Here is an 18,175-nt window from a genome sequence, read left to right on the forward strand (position 1 = left end):
GTGTTCGCCATCCTCTGAAAGCCACGTAATCCGTTGTCTGTAGTGATTTGATCAAAAAACAGTCAATCGCTAACGGAATCGCTGCTTCTGAATAAGTCACGGTTTTTCTTCACAAAACCCCGATTATTTTCCAAGGTCATCCACAGTTGTCCCCATTTGCTGTGGGTGGCTGTGTGGATAACTTGTTCGCCAAACCCTGCAAGCCCCGCCGGCTATAGTCCAAACGGCAATTGATCACATTTCATACAGTTCTAAGAGCGTGCCTTGACTTCAAACCGGCCGCTGTCTTCACTCCAATGGCACAAGGACCGCCGTCACTTATCCACATCTGGTTCAGGGAGAACGCGTGATGGATACCCAGCCACATCGCTCACCCCTCAATCCTCGCTTGCTGTCAGCCCCGAAGCCGCGCACGCGCACCTTGCGTCGTGCCGCCAATCAGCATGCCCGTCTATAGCGCCTGAATCCTGCCACACCGCTGTACTGCCGCCTGGCCTGCCCGGGGGCCAGGTGCCCGTTCGCCCATCGATTGCAGGCAACCGCAGAGTTGCCCCATCTGCCTGAGAGAGGAACCACCTCATGACACGGATCGCAACGCCCATCAGCGACATCAAGGAACACTACGACGTGATCGTCATCGGCTCCGGGTACGGCGGCGGCATTGCCGCGTCGCGCCTGTCCCGGGCCGGCAAGAAGGTGTGCCTGCTGGAGCGCGGTCGGGAAATCCAGCCCGGCGAATACCCCAACACCATGATCGCTGCGACTGAAGAGTTGCAGGTGCACGATCCGGACGGCCACATCGGCTCGCGCACCGGGTTGTTCGATCTGCACGTCAACGCACAGCAGAACGTGGTGGTCGGCTGTGGCCTCGGTGGCACGTCGCTGATCAATGCCAACGTTTCGCTGGAACCGACAGCCGATGTGTTCAAGGATCCACGCTGGCCGTTGGCGGTGCGCGAGGACCAGGATGGCTTGCTCAAGGCGGGTTACGAAAAAGCCCGGGAGATGCTCAAGCCCAACCCTTATCCGAACAGCGCACCAAACCTGCCCAAGCTCGATGCCAACAAAAAGTCCGCGGACTTCCTCAAGCAAGGCGCGAACTTTTACAAGCCGCCGATCAACGTGACCTTCGACAAGCTGCCGAACAACCTCAACCACGTCGGCGTCGAGCAACTGCCGTGCAACCACTGCGGCGACTGCGTTTCGGGCTGTAACAACAAGGCCAAGAACACCACGCTGATGAACTATCTGCCGGACGCCACCAATCACGGTGCGGAGATTTTCTGCCAGGCACAGGTACGGCATCTGGAGCGTGATGGCAATGGCTGGATCGTGCACTTCCAGTACCTCGACAGTGGCCGCGAGAAGTTCGACGCGCCAACGCTGTTCGTGAAGGCCGACATTGTCGTGGTGTCTGCCGGCACCTTGGGCTCCACGGAAATTCTGCTGCGCTCGCGGGACAAGGGCCTGGCGATGTCCGGGCAGCTCGGCGAGAACATGAGCGGCAACGGCGACATCCTCGGCTTCGGTCATAACTGCGAACAGACCATCAACGGCATCGGTTTCGGCACGCACTCGGCCAAGGAGATGAAACCGGTCGGCCCGTGCATCACGTCGATCATCGACATGCGCAAGGAGGGTGATCGCAGCAGTCGCATGGTCATCGAGGAGGGCTCGATTCCCGGTGCCCTCGGGCGGCCGATGGTGCCGGCGATGGCCGGGTTCGCCGAGATGATCGGGGTGCCCACCGACGACAGCTTCAGCGGCAAAGTGAAATACAAGGAGCGCGAAGCCGAAAGCTTCCTGCGCGGCCCGTACTACGGCGCGCTGCACAATATGCAGACCTATCTGATCATGAGCCACGACAGCGGCCAGGGGCGCATGGTCCTCGACAGCAAGGATCAACTGCGCATCGACTGGCCGGGCGTCGGTGAGCAGGAAAACTTCAAGATCGGAAACGAACGCCTGCACCAGAGCACCAAGGCCTTGGGCGGGATCTGGGTCGAGAACCCGATCTGGACCAAATTGCTCAAACACAGCATCGTCTCGGTGCATCCGCTGGGCGGTTGCGTGATGGGTGAAGACGCCGCGCAAGGCGTGGTCAACCACAAGGGCCAGGTGTTCAGCGGCGCCAGTGGCACCGATGTCTACGCCAACCTGTACGTGACCGACGGTGCGGTGATTCCGACGTCATTGGCGGTCAACCCGCTGCTGACCATCTCCGCCGTCAGCGAGCGCAACATGGGCCTGCTGGCCGCCGACCGGGGCTGGAAAATCGATTACACATTGCCCTCGGCACCGCGCAAACAACCGGTGCCACCGACCCTCGGCGTGCAGTTCACCGAGACCATGAAGGGCTATTTCTCCCGGGCTTTTACCGCTGCGCAGAGTACGGATCTGAAGGTTTACGAGGCGGCGGCCAAACGCGGCGAAGCGGACAATTCGCCGATCGACTTCACCCTGACCATCACCGCCAACGACCTCAACCGGATGATCAAGGAACCGGAGCACGCCGCAACCATCGTCGGCACCGTGATCGCCCCGGTCCTGTCGCCGCAGCCGCTGACTGCCAGCAACGGCGTGTTCAACCTGTTCGAGCAATTCGAGCAGCAGGTCGACACTCGCCACATGAAATACGACATGAAACTGACCGCCGAGGACGGCAACGACTATTTCTTCAGCGCCTTCAAAACCGTGCCGGAAGACAACGGCGTGCTGAACATCTGGCATGACACCAGCACCCTCTACGTCACGCTGTATCGCGGCCCGGACAAGTCCGGCGAAGTGATCGGCTCGGGTGTGATGCACATCAAGCCGGCAGACTTCGCCAAGCAGATGACCACCATGAAAGTGCTCAATGCGCGCAACGAGCGTGAGCGCATTGAAGGGCTGGCACGGTTCGGCAAGTTCTTCGCCGGGATCCTCTGGGAGAGTTACGGCGGGGTGTTTGCCGGCGACAAATACTTCAACCCCGATGCACCGCCGCGCTTGAAACGGCCGCTGGATGCGCCGACACCGGATGTGCATTTCTTCTCCACCGAGGACGGTGTGGAACTGCGCCTGAGCCGCTATCAGGCCGGCAGCAAAGGCCCGGTGATGCTGGTGCACGGGTTGGGTGTGGGCTCGAACATCTTTTCCACCGACACCATCCAGACCAACCTGCTGGAGTTCCTCTGCAAGCATGACTACGACGTGTGGCTGCTGGATTTCCGCGTGAGCATCCTGCTGCCGGCGAGCAAGAAGGAGTGGAACGGCGAGCAGATTGCCCAGTACGACTTCAAGGCTGCCATCGGGCAGATCCAGCAGCAGACCGGCGCGAAGGACGTGCAGTGCGTGGTGCATTGCTACGGCGCGACGACCTTCTTCATGTCGTTGCTCGCCGGTTTGCAGGGCGTGCGTTCGGTGGTCTGCTCGCAGATCGCCGCCGACACGGTGGTCGCGACGGCGACGGGGCTGAAGGCCGGTCTGCACTTGCCGGGGATGCTCGACGCGATCGGCATCAAATCCATGACCGCCTACGCCGACAGCAAGGAAAACTGGTTCAACCGGCTGTACGACAAGGCCCTCAACGGCTACGCGCGGATCGAAGCCCAGGGCTATTGCACCAACCCGGTGTGCCACCGCGTCACCTTCATGTACGCCTCGCTGTACCGCCATGACACCCTCAACGAGACACTGCACGACAACCTGCACGAGTTGTTCGGCGAGTCGAACATCGAGACCTTCGAGCACCTGGCACTGATCGTGCGCAAAGGGCATCTGGTGGACTTCAAGGGCAACGATGTGTACATGCCGCACTTCGACCGGCTGACCATGCCGATCTGTTTCATCAGTGGCGCGGAAAACCAGTGCTACTTGCCGGAGAGTACGCTCAAGACCTATCAGCGGGTTTGCGAGAAGCACGGGCCGGAGCGTTATAGCCGGCATGTTGTGCCGGGTTACGGCCACATCGATTGCATGTTCGGCAAGAACGCGGTGGTCGATGTGTATCCGGTCATCCTTGAACACCTGGAGAAGACGGCTCTCGGTTGACTTGCAACCGGGTCGACTGCAATCGCGAGCAGGCTCGTTCCCACGTTGAAATGCGGTGCGCATTTGTGGGAGCTGGTCTGCCAGCGATGGCGGGGTATCAGGCACTAGACCTCTCCTGTCTGCACAAGGAAATGGATGACATGGACAGCTACATCCGCTGGTTTCAACGTTTCATCTGGCTCGGCATAGCGATGAACATGGTGTTCGCGATCCCGGCGCTGTTTGCGCCGGGGTTGCTGACATCGGTGGTCGGCCTGCCGCCGCAACTCTCCGACCCGTGGCTGGAAAACGCCGGGATGCTGCTGGTGGGCATCAGCGTGTTCTACATGCCGTCGGGCTTCAACGCGCCGCGCTATGTGGTGCATTCCTGGTTGTGTGTGCTGACGCGGCTGATCGCCGTGGCGTTCTGGATCTACCTGATCGACACCAGCAGCCAGGGCTCGGTGTTCGTGCCGATGCTGATGGGCGACCTGAGCTTTTTCCTGATCCTCGGCATCCTGCTGTACCTCGGCACCACCCCTGAAAACCGACCACTGGCCTTGCTCTGTGATGGCTGGCGCGAATGGCGGGCGGCGTGGGCGCGGCATTGGCAGAACCACGGGTTCAAGGTCGGCACGCTGGTGGTGGTCGCGCTGCTGGCGTTCATCGGTTACCAGACCTGGTATCAGATGCTGCGGGTGGTGCCGGAGCAGGAATACGCCTCCGACGAAGATCACTACAAATACGCCGCCATTGGCCTCGGCATCGAAGCGCGGATTCCGTATTACCTGTTCTCCGTGCTGCCGCAGATGTGCCCCGAGAAGATGCCGAAACCCGGCGGCTGGGAGGTTTTCGGTTTCCTGTTCGAGAACGGCAAGGACCTGCCGATCGGCATGGCCAAGCGGCAGATCGGTTACCCGACCGTCGAGCCGAACTGTGCGTTGTGCCACACCGGTTCCTACCGGGCGAATGCCAGCGACGTTGCGGTCAATGTGCCGAGCGCACCGGCCAACACCCTGCAACTGCAGGCTTTCCAGTGGTTCGCCTACGATTGCGCCAGCGACCCGAAATTCACTACCGACGCGGTGATGGCGGCGATCAACAGCAAGTTTCAGCTCGGTTTCTTCGAGCGGCTCTACAACCGTTACCTGATCATCCCGATGGCCAAGACCGCGCTACTCAAACAGAAGCAGGCCTACGCCTGGCAGAAGTTGCGTCCGCTGCAGGGGCCGGGGCGTACCGACACTTTCAACCCGACGAAAATGGTGGTGTTCGGCTTCCCGGATGACTCGACCATCGGCACCGTCGACCTGCCGCAAGTGTGGAACCAGAAACCCCGGGAATCGATGTACCTGCACTGGGACGGCAATAACAACAAGATCCACGAGCGCAACTACGCCGCCGCGATGGCCGTGGGTGCAACGCCGGAATCGGTGCTGCCGCCGAGTTTCAATCGCGTGACCAACTGGCTGCTCGGACACAAGGCACCCGCGTGGCCGTGGGCGCTGGATCAGGCCAAAGTCGCCCAGGGCAAACCGATCTGGGAAGCCAATTGCGCCGGTTGCCACGACTTCGGTCGCGCCGACACCGGGCAGGTCACCACCAACATCGACCAGCTCGGCACCGATCCGCATCGCCTCGACTCGTTCACCACCGGGCTGGTGGCGGCGTTCCACACCTTCAAGAAGCCGCCGTTCGATTTCGGTGCCTACCGCAAGACCCAGAGCTACAGCAACACGCCCACCGACGGCATCTGGCTGCGCGCGCCTTATCTGCACAACGGCTCGGTGCCGACGCTTTGGGACTTGCTGCAACCGCTGGAAAAACGTCCGCAGGTGTTCATCACCGGCTCCGATGTCTACGACCCGGTCAACGTCGGCTTCGTGACCAGCGGCGCCCAAGCGAAAGCCTCGGCGGACTTCAAGTACGACACGCGCCTGGAGGGCAATCACAACAGCGGTCACCTGTATGGCACGACACTGTCGGACGACGACAAACGTGCACTGATCGAATTCATGAAAACCCTGTGAACCCCTACGGATAGAGGATTACGCCATGTCAGCGGTCGGTCATCTGAAGCATGAATACGACAAGGTCAAAGTACGCTTGCACGGTTTGCTTACGCGCATCGAAATGGCCTGGATGAAGCTCATCAGTGAACTGGAGCCCGAGGAGTTCCAGGCCATCATCAAGCTGCTCCAGCGCGGTCACGATCAGGCGCAGTACGTGCTCAAGCACGGAGAGTTGCCGGATGACGAGCCGGCCGTGCCGTGGGAGTTGTCCCACGGCCTGTCGATCCTGCGCATCGGCAATGCAACGCCGTTGCCGCAGTCCCCTGATCAACTGCAAACCAAAGTGCTCAAGGACGGCACGCTGCTCGGCTGCCGCAAGTGGGAACTGCTGGATCTGCTGTGGAGCGAGGCGCTGCTCAAATGGATCGAAAACCTGCGTCACCACGCGACCTTCGGCACCGACCCGGCACTGGTGACCATGGAGCGCGAAGTGACGTTGGCGATTGCCGGCGACTGGGGCACCGGGCCGTTCAACAGTCATGCACCGGCGGTGTCGGTGGCCAACCAGATGCAACTGGCCAATGCCGACTTCACCATTCACCTGGGGGATGTCTACTACGCGGGCACCCATTCCCAGGAGGACACCGACATGTCCGGCTGGCCGATGGGCACCCACGGCTCGTTCACCCTCAATTCCAACCACGAGATGTACAGCGGTGCGCACGGTTACTTCAAGGAACTGGCCGCGCGTTTTCCGGGGCAGCAGGGCACCAGCTACTTTGCCCTGATCAACGACGACTGGCTGATTGTCGGGCTGGACACGGCCTATGCCTCGGACGTGATGAACCTGTACATGGACGGCACGCTGAACGAACCGCAAATCGCCTGGATGAAGGGCTTGCCCAAACGCAAGAAACTGATGGTGCTCAGTCATCATCAGGGCTTCGATATCACCGGGCACAACAAGACTGCGCTGTATCAACCGGTGTGCGATGCGCTGGGACGTGAGCCGGATTACTGGTATTGGGGGCATCTGCACAACGGCATCGTCTATGCGACCCAGGGCGGTCTGCATGCACGCTGCGCCGGGCACGGAGCGATTCCCTATGGCACCACCAGCGAGCTGAACGGGCATTCACGGATACTGTTTTCCGAAACGCAGGATGCGAAGGATCCGGACTATCCGCTGCGGGTGTTGAACGGGTACGCGAAAATCAGGTTGGTGGGGGAGGAGATTTTCGAAGAGTTTATTGGCGAGGATGGCAGTGTGAGGTGGTCATCCAAGTGATGCGATGACAGCGATGACGCCATCGCCAGCAGGCTGGCTCCCACACTGGATCTCTGGTGAACAGATATCTCCTGTGGGAGCCAGCCTGCTGGCGATGCTTTTGCTTTTATCCTTGGACCGGCACCCCTTTGAGGTACGGCGCAGGCTCGGCCCCGAGGTTGCTCAGCATGCGCTCGCTATACCAGTCGACGAAGTTGACCACGCCGAACTCATAAGTCTTGGAGTACGGCCCCGGCTGATACGCGGTGGAGTTGATCCCGCGCTGGTTTTCTTCGGCCAGGCGACGGTCCTGATCGTTGGTCGCGTCCCACACTTTGCGCATGCGCTCGACGTCGTAATCCACGCCTTCCACGGCATCCTTGTGCACGATCCACTTGGTGGTGACCATGGTTTCCTGGGCGCTGATCGGCCACACGGTGAACACGATGATGTGGTCGCCCATGCAGTGGTTCCACGAGTGCGGCAGGTGCAGGATGCGCATCGAGCCCAGGTCCGGGTTCTTGATCCGGCCCATCAGTTTGGCGCAGCCCTGTTTGCCGTCCATGGTCATCGACACGGTGCCCTTGAGCAGCGGCATGCGCACGATGCGGTTGCGCAGGCCGAAACTGGCATGGGCGTAAGGGATCTTTTCGGCTTCCCACGCGGCAGCAGAGGCGGCGACATGATCCTTGAACGCCTGGTCGGCGCGCGGGTCGGTGACGTCGTCCCACTCCAGCAGGGTTTTCAGCAATTCCGGGTGCGAACCGTTGCAGTGGTAGCACTCGCGGTTGTTTTCCAGCACCAGTTTCCAGTTGGCCTTTTCCATCAAGGTGGTTTGCACCGCCACCTTGGTGTTTTCCATGTCATACGGTTCCATGTAGTGGTTCAGGGTCGACAGGAAGTCATCGATGGCCGGCGGGTTCTCCGCCAGGCTGATGAAGATGTAGCCGCCGGCGGTCTTCACGTTCACCGGCTTGAGGCCGTACTGCTTCATGTCGAAGTCGGCGCCCATTTCGGTGCCGGCGAACAGCAGGCGACCGTCCAGCTCATACGTCCACTGGTGGTAGTGGCAGACCAGCTTGGCGACCTTGCCCTTGTCGCTGGTGCACAGGCGTGAGCCTCGGTGGCGGCAGACGTTGTGGAACGCATGCACCACGCCTTCGGCGCCACGGATGACGATGATCGGGTTCTTGCCGATCTGCAGGGTGATGTAGTTGCCCTTGGCCGGGATCTCGCAGGTCATGCCGGCGATCAGCCACTCTTTCTGGAAGATCTCCTGCATGTCGATATCGAACAGGCGCTCGTCACTGTAGAACGGTTGCGGCAGCGAATAGGTGCGCTCGCGTTCCTGCAGCATTTGTGCGGTGGCCTTGCGTGCGGGTTCCAGCGTGTCGCCCAGGCTGAGTTTTGCGGTGTCCATCGATGAATTCCTCAAGGCCATCTGCGTGGCCGCGAAAGTGGCTGATCAGGGTTGCAGCGCAAGGTGTAAAGAATCTGTTTGTGTTGGGGCGAGTGTGGGGCCGGCGCTGCCCGGAACCTTATCCATGGGCGACATGGTGCAATCTGTTCCCGACGCGCAACCCCCGGTGGTTGGGGGCTGGTCGCGATAAGTATGTGAATGTCGCGGATAGGTAAACGGGCCGTTCGCGCTATACGCAGAATCGCCACATGAAGGCCGACAGTCGGCCGTGGAGAACAGCATGTCGAACAGCTTCCTGAATCCGGTCACCACCCAGACCTGGGCCAATGGCCGACACATCGTCCGTTGCGTCAAAGTCATCCAGGAAACCTGGGACGTGCGCACCTTCTGTTTCATGGCCGACCAGCCGATCCTGTTCTTCTTCAAGCCCGGGCAGTTCGTGACCCTGGAGCTGGAAATCGAAGGCCAGCCGATCATGCGTTCGTACACCATTTCCAGCTCGCCGTCGGTGCCGTACAGCTTTTCGGTGACCATCAAGCGCGTGCCTGGGGGCAAGGTGTCCAACTGGCTGCACGACACGCTGCACGAAGGTCAGGAGCTGGCGGTACACGGCCCGGTCGGGCTGTTCAATGCTATCGACTTCCCGAGCCCGAAAGTGCTGTACCTCAGCGGCGGCGTCGGCATTACGCCATGCATGTCCATGGCGCGCTGGTTCTACGACACCAACGGTAACGTCGACATGACATTCATCCACAGCGCCCGCTCGCCCAAAGACATCATTTACCACCGCGAGCTGGAACACATGGCGTCGCGGATCGACAACTTCAGTCTGCACCTGATCTGCGAAAAACACGGGCTGGGCGAGCCGTGGGCCGGTTATCGCGGCTACCTGAATCACAAGATGCTGGAACTGATGGTGCCGGACTTCCTCGAGCGCGAAGTCTTCTGCTGCGGCCCGACGCCGTACATGACGGCGGTCAAGCGCCTGCTGGAAAACGCCGGCTACGACATGAAGCGCTATCACGAGGAGTCCTTCGGCGCCACGCCGCCGGAAGCCCGCGCCGACGCAGTGGAACAGGCCGAACAGGCCGCCGAAGCACCGGAAATCCCGGCGGCGGATCTGCACCTGGTGGAGTTCACCTCATCGGACAAGAGCATCCGCGTGGCACCGGGCGAGACCGTGCATGCGGCGGCGGCCAAGGTCGGCCTGATGATCCCGAAAGCCTGTGGCATGGGGATCTGCGGGACGTGCAAGGTGCTCAAGCTCGGCGGCGAGGTGGAGATGGACCACAACGGCGGGATCACCGAGGACGACGAGGCGGAGGGGTACATTCTTTCTTGCTGCAGCGTGCCGAAGGGGGATGTTCGTATCGAATATTGAATTCAGTTTGCAGGCTTGGGGGCGATCTCTCGTAGGGGAGATCGTATGAAGTCATTAGTTGCTGTTTTTAAATAACTTCTAATGCGGCGAGAAGTCCAAAGAACAAAAAAGTTAAGCCGGTAATTCTCTGATATTTATATAGTGTAAGTAGCGTGCGTTTGAAGTCTGGCGGAAAATTTTTAATATCTTTTGCGCTCAGTTTTCCTTGATAAAGGTAGATTTCTGGACGTTTCAGGAAGCTGAAAATTTCCCCCATCATGTAGATCCGCCCCCGCACGCCTCCATGCCATAGCATCATAAGGCCTCCGGCGATCGAACTGTTTTGAAGGCTGTTCATTATTAGTTCTATTTTTGTTTTTGCGATATATAGAACGATGCAGTTAATTATTATGAGTGCGGCGAAGTTTATGATGTTTAGAATGATAAAAGCATCTCTTGCAGTTTCATAACTCATCGGGTTTTCTCGTAAATCAATTCACCGGCGATTTCGCCGCCTTTTTCGCCCATATAGCCGACCGTAAAGGATCCGGCTCCCGCAACCACGATCCCGCACAGTGCCCCACCGATTCCTGCACTGGTTACCCCGAGTGCTACGCAAATGGTGGAGGCCGTGCTTGCACCTACAACAGAACCGACAGCTCCACCCAGAAAACTTCCGGTTTCGGTGAATTTAATCTTTTCGCACGCCTCGGCGTTCTCGTTCGTACAGACATCCTGAACCTTCATTACCGAGGCTCCGCCACCCACGGCCGTACCAATCCATCCGCCATATTTTACGTATTGCGAGGCTTTCACCACGCCTTGAATGTGAGTGGCGTATCCGGGTGCCTGGCCGATGCCGCCAGCCTTCCTCCAGCGGTGCACCAGGTGCGGATGCTCGATCCCTAGAGCGATCTTGAGGTTTGGGTGATCAGGGAGGCCAATGACTTTCTTCGTCAGTCCGGTGAGTTGTCCGTCCAGCCGTTGAAGTAATTCGGCGCGCCGCTTTTTGAATGCCTTTGAGTTCAGGCTGCCATTGGTCTCGATAGTGCTGATATGTAATGCCTCAATGTCTTTCAAAGCGGCTTTTATGCCATCCAGATGATTAGCTGCCATGGCAGTCCCAACCCCAATAACTTTCGAGCCATCTGAAAGCGTCCTTCTGATGACCTCATAGTGCTGCGCAAAAAAGTCCGCCTCTTCCAGCGTCAACGGCGCCAGCGCCATGCTGACGATGTGCGCGGTTTCCATCAGCAGTGATTCTTCATAGGTGCATTGCTGATTGTCCGGATCGCTCAGGACAATCAACGATCCTGCTTTCACCACGTCTTCCAGCGGATTGAGGCTTTTGAATTTGGCGATGACATTCGGGTTGGGCGACGGAAACAGTTGCGCCTGCAGTTTCTCGGCGGACAGACTTTTCGGCACGATGTAGAACCCTGGCTCCTCCGGTGCCGGCAATTCCTGGGGCCAGTGTTCGCGGGGGAAAATCGCAAGTCGTTGACCGGATGCGCAGAAGAGAGCGGCGCTGAGTTCAGGTGCGTCACTCTCAGATTCTGCTGGCGAACGGCCCGCAGTAAACGTTGTGGATCGGGATTCGCTGCAGCCTGTGGAAGCATCGACAAGCGTGGTGTCCTGGCCGCGCCGGTGAGCGTGCCGTGTCTGTTTTGCTGCAGGGCCCGGGACTGGTTCAACAGGTTTCGTTGTTCCTGCGCAAGCGCATTGATCCCTTGCTGCGGCGTCAGGCGTCCGTCCGCTACCTCCTCGGTAATTCGCTTGGCGAAGTACGCGACTTGTTGATGGAATTGCACACGTGCAATGCCATATGCCAGATGACGGTTTCCGATGGTCAGTGCCTGTCCAAGCAGGTTGCCGGCGGCGTCCTGTACTTCGCACAGATCATGCTGCCGTGAACTCAACCCGCTTCGCCCCACGAGGTATAGCCAGTGGTGCCTGCAATGTGGTGTACCCAACTGATGCCGCGGTAACGAATGGCCAGTTGTTCTTGAGGCTGGGCATCGTTTTGCAGAATGACATGGGGCACATCCTGCGACAGTTCAGCGAGGACCGCCCCGTCGAGGGTGATCGAATAGTATTTTTTCCTGCTGCCCCTGGGGTGATGTGCGGTAGAGACTGATCGTGCAGTCCAGTTCTTCGCTGTTCGAATGCGCCTGAGCCAGCAATGGGGAAGATTTGTCGACCGCTTTGGTGATGATGACCGGCCGGTGGACGGGTTTGCCGAGATTGGCGTCGCGGCGAATTTCATGGCTCAGAGCGAACACCATGATTTCATCGGTATGGGCCGTCTGGTATTTGTTGCCGACCGATTCCGGCGTCGAGCATCCGGCTGAAATAAGGCCCTGGATCTTGCCGGTGATGGTCATGTAGGCAGGGTTCGCCATAGTCTGCACTCCTCGAAAATGGAGTCGGCAGTCTATGGCGAGGTTTGTTTGAGTTATGTAGGACCTGGCGTAGGTCGTTTCTGAAAATGTTCAGTCGATAAACAGGTCAGGCATCAGTTTCGCGTTGCTGTCCGGTTCAAACCGATAGTGTTCGAATTCACTCACACCGTTCTCCCGCAAAATCTCCTCATCGATCAACAACCGCCCGGTAATCCGCCGCCCGCTGCTGCCCAGAATCACATGTGCCGCATCCGCCATGATCTGCGGCGTGCGCGCATGCTTGAACGACTCCCGGTTGCCCAACTGAAATTCGATGGCGGCAGTGGCGATCATGGTTTGCGGCCACAGCGAATTCACACTGATCCCGTAATTGGCGAACTCCTCGCTCATCCCGACGGTCAGCATGCTCATGCCGTACTTGGTCACGGTGTAGGGGCTGTATTGCGCGAACCATTTGCTGGCCATATTCAGCGGCGGCGACAGGTTGAGAATGTGCCCGGCGGACTTCTTCAGATAGGGCAGGGCTGCCTGGCTGCAGAGCAACACCGCGCGGGTGTTGATCTGGTGCATCAGGTCGAAACGCTTGAGTTCGATGTGCTGCACACCGGTCAACTTGATCGCCCCGGCATTGTTCACCAGCGCATCGATCCCGCCGAAGTGTTCGTTGGCCTGCGCCAGTGCCTGGCGCACGGCCTCTTCCTCGCGCACATCGAGCTGCAGGGCCAAAGCCTTGCCGCCAGCCGCTTCGACTTCCGCCGCGACGCTGTGAATGGTGCCGGGCAACTTGGCGTGGGGTTCGGCGCTCTTGGCCGCGATCACGATATTAGCCCCGTCCCGCGCAGCCCGCAGCGCAATCTCGCGCCCGATGCCACGGCTGGCGCCAGTGATGAACAAGGTTTTGCCTTTTAGCGACATGCGCAAGCTCCTGCTTATTGTTATGTGAGCGATGGCTCGACAGACAATGTAGACCAAGTCTTCAGGTGCAAACGATGAGGGGCGATCGGGTGAGCTTTTGTGGGAGCGAGCCTGCTCGCGATGGCGGAGTGTCAGCTTGCATCCATGTTGGATGTGCTGGCCTCATCGCGAGCAGGCTCGCTCCCACAGGGGAGCTGTGCAAGCCGGGACTTTAGTGGGACATGACTTCGCGGATGTCGCGGGCCAGCTCGCGTACGCGCTCTTCTTCGGTGTCCCACGAGCACATGAAGCGCGCACCACCCTTGCCGATGAAGGTGTAGAAGCGCCAGCCGCGAGCGGTCAGCGCGGCGATGGCCGGTTCCGAGAGTTGCAGGAACACGCCGTTGGCCTGCACCGGGAACATCAGTTCCACGCCCGGGATGTCGCTGACCAGTTCTGCCAAAAGTTGCGCGCAGTGGTTGGCGTGGCGGGCGTATTTGAGCCAGGCGTCGTTTTCCAGGATGCCGACCCACGGGGCCGACAGGAAGCGCATCTTCGAGGCCAGTTGCCCCGCCTGTTTGCAGCGGTAGTCGAAGTCTTCGGCCAGTTTATGGTTGAAGAACAGGATCGCTTCACCCACCGCCATGCCGTTTTTCGTGCCGCCGAAGCACAGCACGTCGACGCCGGCCTTCCAGGTCAGGTCCGCCGGCGAGCAGCCGAGGAACGCGCAGGCGTTGGAGAACCGCGCGCCGTCCATGTGCAGGTTCAGGCCCAGTTCCTTGCAGGTGTCGCTGATGGCGCGGACTTCTTCCGGGGTGTAGACGCTGCCGACTTCGGTGGCCTGGGTCAGGGTCACCACGCGTGGTTTCGGGTAGTGGATATCCTGGCGCTTGAGCGCGACTTCGCGGATCGAGGCCGGGGTGATCTTGCCGTTTTCAGTACCGGCGATCAGCAGTTTCGAACCGTTGGAGAAGAACTCCGGTGCGCCGCATTCGTCGGTTTCGACGTGGGCGGTTTCCGAGCAGATCACGCTGTGGTAACTCTGGCACAGCGACGACAGGGCCAGGGAGTTGGCGGCGGTGCCGTTGAAGGCGAAGAACACTTCGCAGTCGGTCTCGAACAGCTTGCGGAAATAATCGGAGGCGCGTGCTGTCCACTCATCGTCGCCGTAGGCGCGCTGGTGGCCGTGGTTGGCCTGTTCCATGGCAGCCCAGGCTTCGGGGCAGATACCGGAGTAGTTGTCGCTGGCGAATTGTTGGCTCTTGTCGGTCATGGCCGGCTTCCGTGATCGAGGCGCTTGTGGCGCTTCGTGGGGTCAATGATGGTGCGCACTGTACCGAAGATCATCCGGGGAGCACACGGGATGTCGCTGTCAGAACTTTACAAGGATGCGAGCCGATTATGCACCTGAGCCGGCGCGACGGCGCACTCGATCTGCTCAAGTGGCTGGCGCTGCTGAGCATGCTGCTCGATCACCTGCGATATGTCGGGATCAGCGCCGATTGGCTGTATGTACCGGGGCGGCTGGCGTTCCCGTGGTTCTGTCTGGCGATGGCGGCGAACCTGGCGCGGGACGGCGCGCGCAAGACCGAATGGCGTTATCTTGGCTGGTTGCTGTTGTTCAGTCTGTTCAGCGAGATTCCCTACCGTTTGTACGTTCCCGATCCCGACACCTTGAACGTGATGCCCACGCTGGCGCCGGGATTGCTGGTGGCGCGGGGCTGGCAGGATCAGGCATTGGTTTCGCGATTGCTGGCTGCCGGCGCCTTGCTGGTGGCCGCGTTGTTCCCGGAGCGACTGATGTTCGGTCTGTTCGGCGTCCTGCTGCCGCTGGCGATGTTGCTGGTGTTTCGCAAACCCTGGTATTTCAGCCTGCTGCCGGGGCTGGTGTGTCTGGCGGCGAATCAGTGGCAGGTGCTCTTCGAATCCGCGCAGTTCGGCAACCGCGTGGCGGTCCTCGGCATTGCGACCTGCCTGATCGCGCCACTGTCCGGAATGTTCCTGTTGCGACACGCCACTTACCTCCATGCGTCACCCCTGCGGCGCTGGGCGTATGCGCTCTATCCCGCGCATTTCCTCGTTCTTCTGGCCTTGCGCCAGCTGCTTGTTTGAGTCCGTCGCTGTCGCCATGTCGTAAACGCACCTTTGCGTGGCGTCCGTAGGCATTTGACCTCCCTGCGCCGGCCATACCATCGGCATCAAAGGGCACTGCCATCATTGCCAGTGCCTTACCGAGACGAATGGCGCACAGATGCCGCTGGGAGAGACGCGATGTTCAGCAAGCAAGACCGGATCCAGGGTTACGACGATGCACTGCTGGCGGCGATGAATGCCGAGGAGCAACGTCAGGAAGATCACATCGAGCTGATCGCGTCGGAGAACTACACCAGCAAGCGCGTCATGGAAGCGCAAGGCAGCGGCCTGACCAACAAGTACGCCGAAGGTTATCCGGGCAAGCGCTACTACGGTGGCTGCGAGCACGTCGACAAGGTTGAAGCGCTGGCCATCGAACGCGCCAAGCAACTGTTCGGCGCCGATTACGCCAACGTCCAGCCGCACTCCGGTTCTTCGGCCAACAGCGCGGTGTACCTGGCACTGATCCAGGCCGGAGACACCATTCTCGGCATGAGCCTGGCCCACGGCGGTCACCTGACCCACGGCGCCAAGGTGTCGTCCTCGGGCAAGCTGTACAACGCCGTGCAGTACGGCATCGACACCAAGACCGGCCTGATCGATTACGACGAAGTCGAGCGTCTGGCCGTCGAGCACAAACCGAAAATGATCGTCGCCGGTTTCTCGGCCTACTCGAAGACCCTCGACTTCCCGCGCTTCCGTCAGATCGCCGACAAGGTTGGCGCGCTGCTGTTCGTCGACATGGCCCACGTTGCCGGTCTGGTAGCTGCCGGTCTGTACCCGAACCCGCTGCCGTACGCCGATGTGGTCACCACCACGACTCACAAGACCCTGCGCGGTCCCCGTGGCGGCCTGATCCTGGCCAAGGCCAACGAAGAGATCGAGAAGAAGCTCAACGCGGCGGTATTCCCCGGCGCCCAGGGCGGCCCGCTGATGCACGTCATCGCCGGTAAAGCCGTGTGCTTCAAGGAAGCGCTGGAGCCTGGCTTCAAGGCCTATCAGCAACAAGTGATCGACAACGCCCAGGCGATGGCGAGCGTCTTTATCAAACGTGGCTACGATGTAGTGTCCGGCGGCACCGACAACCACTTGTTCCTGGTCAGCCTGATCCGTCAGGGCCTCACCGGTAAAGACGCGGACGCCGCCCTCGGTCGCGCCCACATCACCGTCAACAAGAACGCCGTACCGAACGACCCGCAGTCGCCGTTCGTCACCTCCGGCCTGCGCATCGGCACCCCGGCGGTGACCACCCGCGGCTTCAAGGTGGCGCAGTGCGTGACGCTGGCCGGCTGGATCTGCGACATCCTCGACAACCTCGGCGATGCCGATGTCGAGGCCAACGTCGCCCAGCAGGTTGCGGCCCTGTGCGCAGACTTCCCGGTTTATCGCTGAGCGTTCTGGAGTAAATGACTATGCAACGCTATTCGGGCTTCGGCCTCTTCAAGCACTCCCTCAGCCACCACGAAAACTGGCAGCGCATGTGGCGCACGCCGACCCCGAAAAAGGTCTACGACGTGGTCATCGTCGGCGGCGGCGGGCACGGTCTGGCGACTGCCTACTACCTGGCCAAGGAACACGGCATCACCAACGTGGCCGTGGTCGAGAAGGGCTGGCTGGGCGGCGGCAACACGGCGCGCAACACCACCATCGTTCGCTCCAACTACCTGTGGGACGAGTCGGCGCACCTGTACGAACACGCGATGAAACTGTGGGAAGGCCTGTCTCAGGACCTGAACTACAACGTGATGTTCTCCCAGCGCGGCGTCTACAACCTGTGCCACACCTTGCAGGACATCCGTGATTCCGAGCGTCGGGTCAGCGCCAACCGCCTCAACGGCGTTGACGGCGAACTGCTCAACGCCAAGCAAGTCGCGGACGAGATCCCGTACCTCGACTGCTCGAAAAACACCCGCTACCCGGTGATGGGCGCAACCGTCCAGCGTCGCGGCGGCGTGGCCCGTCACGATGCCGTGGCGTGGGGCTTTGCCCGTGCCGCCGACGCCCTCGGTGTTGACCTGATCCAGCAGACCGAAGTGATCGGTTTCCGCAAGGAAAACGGCGTGTGCATCGGCGTTGAAACCAACAAGGGTTTCATCGGAGCCAAGCGCGTCGGTGTGGTCACCGCCGGTAACTCCGGACACATGGCCAAACTCGCCGGTTTCCGTCTGCCGATCGAATCCCACCCGCTGCAGGCGCTGGTATCCGAGCCGATCAAGCCGATCATCGACAGCGTGATCATGTCCAACGCCGTGCACGGTTACATCAGCCAGTCCGACAAGGGCGACCTGGTGATCGGCGCCGGTATCGACGGCTACAACGGCTACGGCCAGCGCGGTTCGTACCCGGTGATCGAGCACACCATTCAGGCCATCGTCGAGATGTTCCCGGTGCTGTCGCGGGTACGCATGAACCGTCAGTGGGGCGGCATCGTCGACACTACGCCGGACGCCTGCCCGATCATTTCGAAAACACCGGTACCGAACATGTTCTTCAACTGCGGTTGGGGCACCGGCGGCTTCAAGGCCACGCCGGGCTCGGGCAATGTGTTTGCCGCGAGTCTGGCCAAGGGTGAAATGCACCCGCTGGCCGCACCTTTCTCCATCGACCGTTTCCACAGCGGTGCGTTGATCGACGAACACGGCGCTGCGGCTGTCGCCCACTAACAGGAGAAATTCC

At 60.2% G+C, this 18,175-nt stretch carries 13 protein-coding genes and 1 pseudogene; 8 read left to right on the forward strand and 6 right to left on the reverse strand.

Features of this window, described 5'->3' with window-relative positions; genetic code table 11:
- Window positions 1-579 precede the first annotated feature (579 nt).
- From DXT77_RS10645 to DXT77_RS10655, 3 genes are all read left to right on the forward strand, one after another.
- Window positions 580-4,032 (forward strand): GMC family oxidoreductase N-terminal domain-containing protein, encoded by a 3,453-nt coding sequence (locus DXT77_RS10645; RefSeq protein WP_119427594.1) that lies wholly within the window; start codon window positions 580-582, stop codon window positions 4,030-4,032.
- A gap of 140 nt (window positions 4,033-4,172) precedes the next feature.
- Window positions 4,173-6,041, forward strand: a complete 1,869-nt coding sequence (locus DXT77_RS10650) for a hypothetical protein (protein ID WP_119427595.1) — start codon at window positions 4,173-4,175, stop codon at window positions 6,039-6,041.
- Between the two features lie 25 nt (window positions 6,042-6,066).
- Window positions 6,067-7,311, forward strand: coding sequence for a metallophosphoesterase (locus tag DXT77_RS10655; RefSeq protein ID WP_119427596.1), 1,245 nt, complete (start codon window positions 6,067-6,069; stop codon window positions 7,309-7,311).
- A gap of 106 nt (window positions 7,312-7,417) precedes the next feature.
- On the opposite strand, the gene gbcA is transcribed toward DXT77_RS10655, so the two are convergent.
- A complete protein-coding gene (gene gbcA, locus DXT77_RS10660; RefSeq protein ID WP_119427597.1) occupies window positions 7,418-8,710 on the reverse strand; it encodes a glycine-betaine demethylase subunit GbcA in 1,293 nt (430 codons plus the stop codon).
- A 280-nt stretch (window positions 8,711-8,990) separates the two neighbouring features.
- Between gbcA and gbcB the strand changes: the two genes are divergently transcribed.
- Window positions 8,991-10,091, forward strand: a complete 1,101-nt coding sequence (gene gbcB / locus DXT77_RS10670) for a glycine-betaine demethylase subunit GbcB (RefSeq protein WP_119427598.1) — start codon at window positions 8,991-8,993, stop codon at window positions 10,089-10,091.
- A 67-nt stretch (window positions 10,092-10,158) separates the two neighbouring features.
- Here the strand turns inward: gbcB and DXT77_RS10675 are convergent, their stop codons facing one another.
- On the reverse strand, window positions 10,159-10,545 hold the full coding sequence (locus DXT77_RS10675; RefSeq protein ID WP_119427599.1) for a hypothetical protein: 387 nt from the start codon (window positions 10,543-10,545) through the stop codon (window positions 10,159-10,161).
- The gene (locus DXT77_RS10680; RefSeq protein ID WP_256662933.1) at window positions 10,542-11,498 is read right to left on the reverse strand and encodes a hypothetical protein; all 957 of its coding nucleotides are present in this window, start codon (window positions 11,496-11,498) and stop codon (window positions 10,542-10,544) included. Before DXT77_RS10680 ends, DXT77_RS10675 begins: the two co-directional genes overlap by 4 nt.
- A gap of 230 nt (window positions 11,499-11,728) precedes the next feature.
- On the opposite strand from DXT77_RS10680, the gene DXT77_RS30085 reads away from it, so the two are divergent.
- Entirely contained in the window at window positions 11,729-11,983 is a 255-nt protein-coding gene (locus DXT77_RS30085; protein ID WP_256662934.1) for a hypothetical protein, read from the forward strand.
- A gap of 2 nt (window positions 11,984-11,985) precedes the next feature.
- On the opposite strand, the pseudogene DXT77_RS10685 reads toward DXT77_RS30085, so the two are convergent.
- The 3 genes and pseudogenes from DXT77_RS10685 to DXT77_RS10695 form a co-directional block, all read right to left on the reverse strand.
- Window positions 11,986-12,472, reverse strand: a pseudogene (locus DXT77_RS10685) (Hcp family type VI secretion system effector).
- A 90-nt stretch (window positions 12,473-12,562) separates the two neighbouring features.
- Window positions 12,563-13,387: an NAD(P)-dependent oxidoreductase gene (locus DXT77_RS10690; RefSeq protein ID WP_119427600.1), complete on the reverse strand. Its 825-nt coding sequence runs from the start codon at window positions 13,385-13,387 to the stop codon at window positions 12,563-12,565.
- A gap of 211 nt (window positions 13,388-13,598) precedes the next feature.
- Entirely contained in the window at window positions 13,599-14,639 is a 1,041-nt protein-coding gene (locus DXT77_RS10695; protein ID WP_114885981.1) for a low specificity L-threonine aldolase, read from the reverse strand.
- A gap of 128 nt (window positions 14,640-14,767) precedes the next feature.
- Between DXT77_RS10695 and DXT77_RS10700 the strand changes: the two genes are divergently transcribed.
- From DXT77_RS10700 to DXT77_RS10710, 3 genes are all read left to right on the forward strand, one after another.
- Window positions 14,768-15,478, forward strand: a complete 711-nt coding sequence (locus DXT77_RS10700; protein WP_119427601.1) for a TraX family protein — start codon at window positions 14,768-14,770, stop codon at window positions 15,476-15,478.
- 159 nt (window positions 15,479-15,637) lie between these two features.
- Entirely contained in the window at window positions 15,638-16,891 is a 1,254-nt protein-coding gene (gene glyA, locus DXT77_RS10705) for a serine hydroxymethyltransferase (RefSeq protein WP_114885977.1), read from the forward strand.
- Window positions 16,892-16,911: 20 nt separating this feature from the next.
- The gene (locus tag DXT77_RS10710) at window positions 16,912-18,162 is read left to right on the forward strand and encodes a sarcosine oxidase subunit beta (protein WP_085688558.1); all 1,251 of its coding nucleotides are present in this window, start codon (window positions 16,912-16,914) and stop codon (window positions 18,160-18,162) included.
- Window positions 18,163-18,175 lie beyond the last annotated feature (13 nt).

The organism is Pseudomonas sp. 91RF, from assembly GCF_003576265.1.
In the GTDB taxonomy this organism is placed as follows: domain Bacteria; phylum Pseudomonadota; class Gammaproteobacteria; order Pseudomonadales; family Pseudomonadaceae; genus Aquipseudomonas; species Aquipseudomonas kribbensis.

Bases quoted from the DNA above. Each gene is read 5' to 3' on its own strand.
- DXT77_RS10645 (WP_119427594.1), top strand. From the start codon at position 580: ATGACACGGATCGCAACGCCCATCAGCGACATCAAGGAACACTACGAC.
- DXT77_RS10650 (WP_119427595.1), top strand. From the start codon at position 4,173: ATGGACAGCTACATCCGCTGGTTTCAACGTTTCATCTGGCTCGGCATA.
- DXT77_RS10655 (WP_119427596.1), top strand. From the start codon at position 6,067: ATGTCAGCGGTCGGTCATCTGAAGCATGAATACGACAAGGTCAAAGTA.
- gbcA (WP_119427597.1), bottom strand. From the start codon at position 8,710: ATGGACACCGCAAAACTCAGCCTGGGCGACACGCTGGAACCCGCACGC.
- gbcB (WP_119427598.1), top strand. From the start codon at position 8,991: ATGTCGAACAGCTTCCTGAATCCGGTCACCACCCAGACCTGGGCCAAT.
- DXT77_RS10675 (WP_119427599.1), bottom strand. From the start codon at position 10,545: ATGAGTTATGAAACTGCAAGAGATGCTTTTATCATTCTAAACATCATA.
- DXT77_RS10690 (WP_119427600.1), bottom strand. From the start codon at position 13,387: ATGTCGCTAAAAGGCAAAACCTTGTTCATCACTGGCGCCAGCCGTGGC.
- DXT77_RS10695 (WP_114885981.1), bottom strand. From the start codon at position 14,639: ATGACCGACAAGAGCCAACAATTCGCCAGCGACAACTACTCCGGTATC.
- DXT77_RS10700 (WP_119427601.1), top strand. From the start codon at position 14,768: ATGCACCTGAGCCGGCGCGACGGCGCACTCGATCTGCTCAAGTGGCTG.
- glyA (WP_114885977.1), top strand. From the start codon at position 15,638: ATGTTCAGCAAGCAAGACCGGATCCAGGGTTACGACGATGCACTGCTG.
- DXT77_RS10710 (WP_085688558.1), top strand. From the start codon at position 16,912: ATGCAACGCTATTCGGGCTTCGGCCTCTTCAAGCACTCCCTCAGCCAC.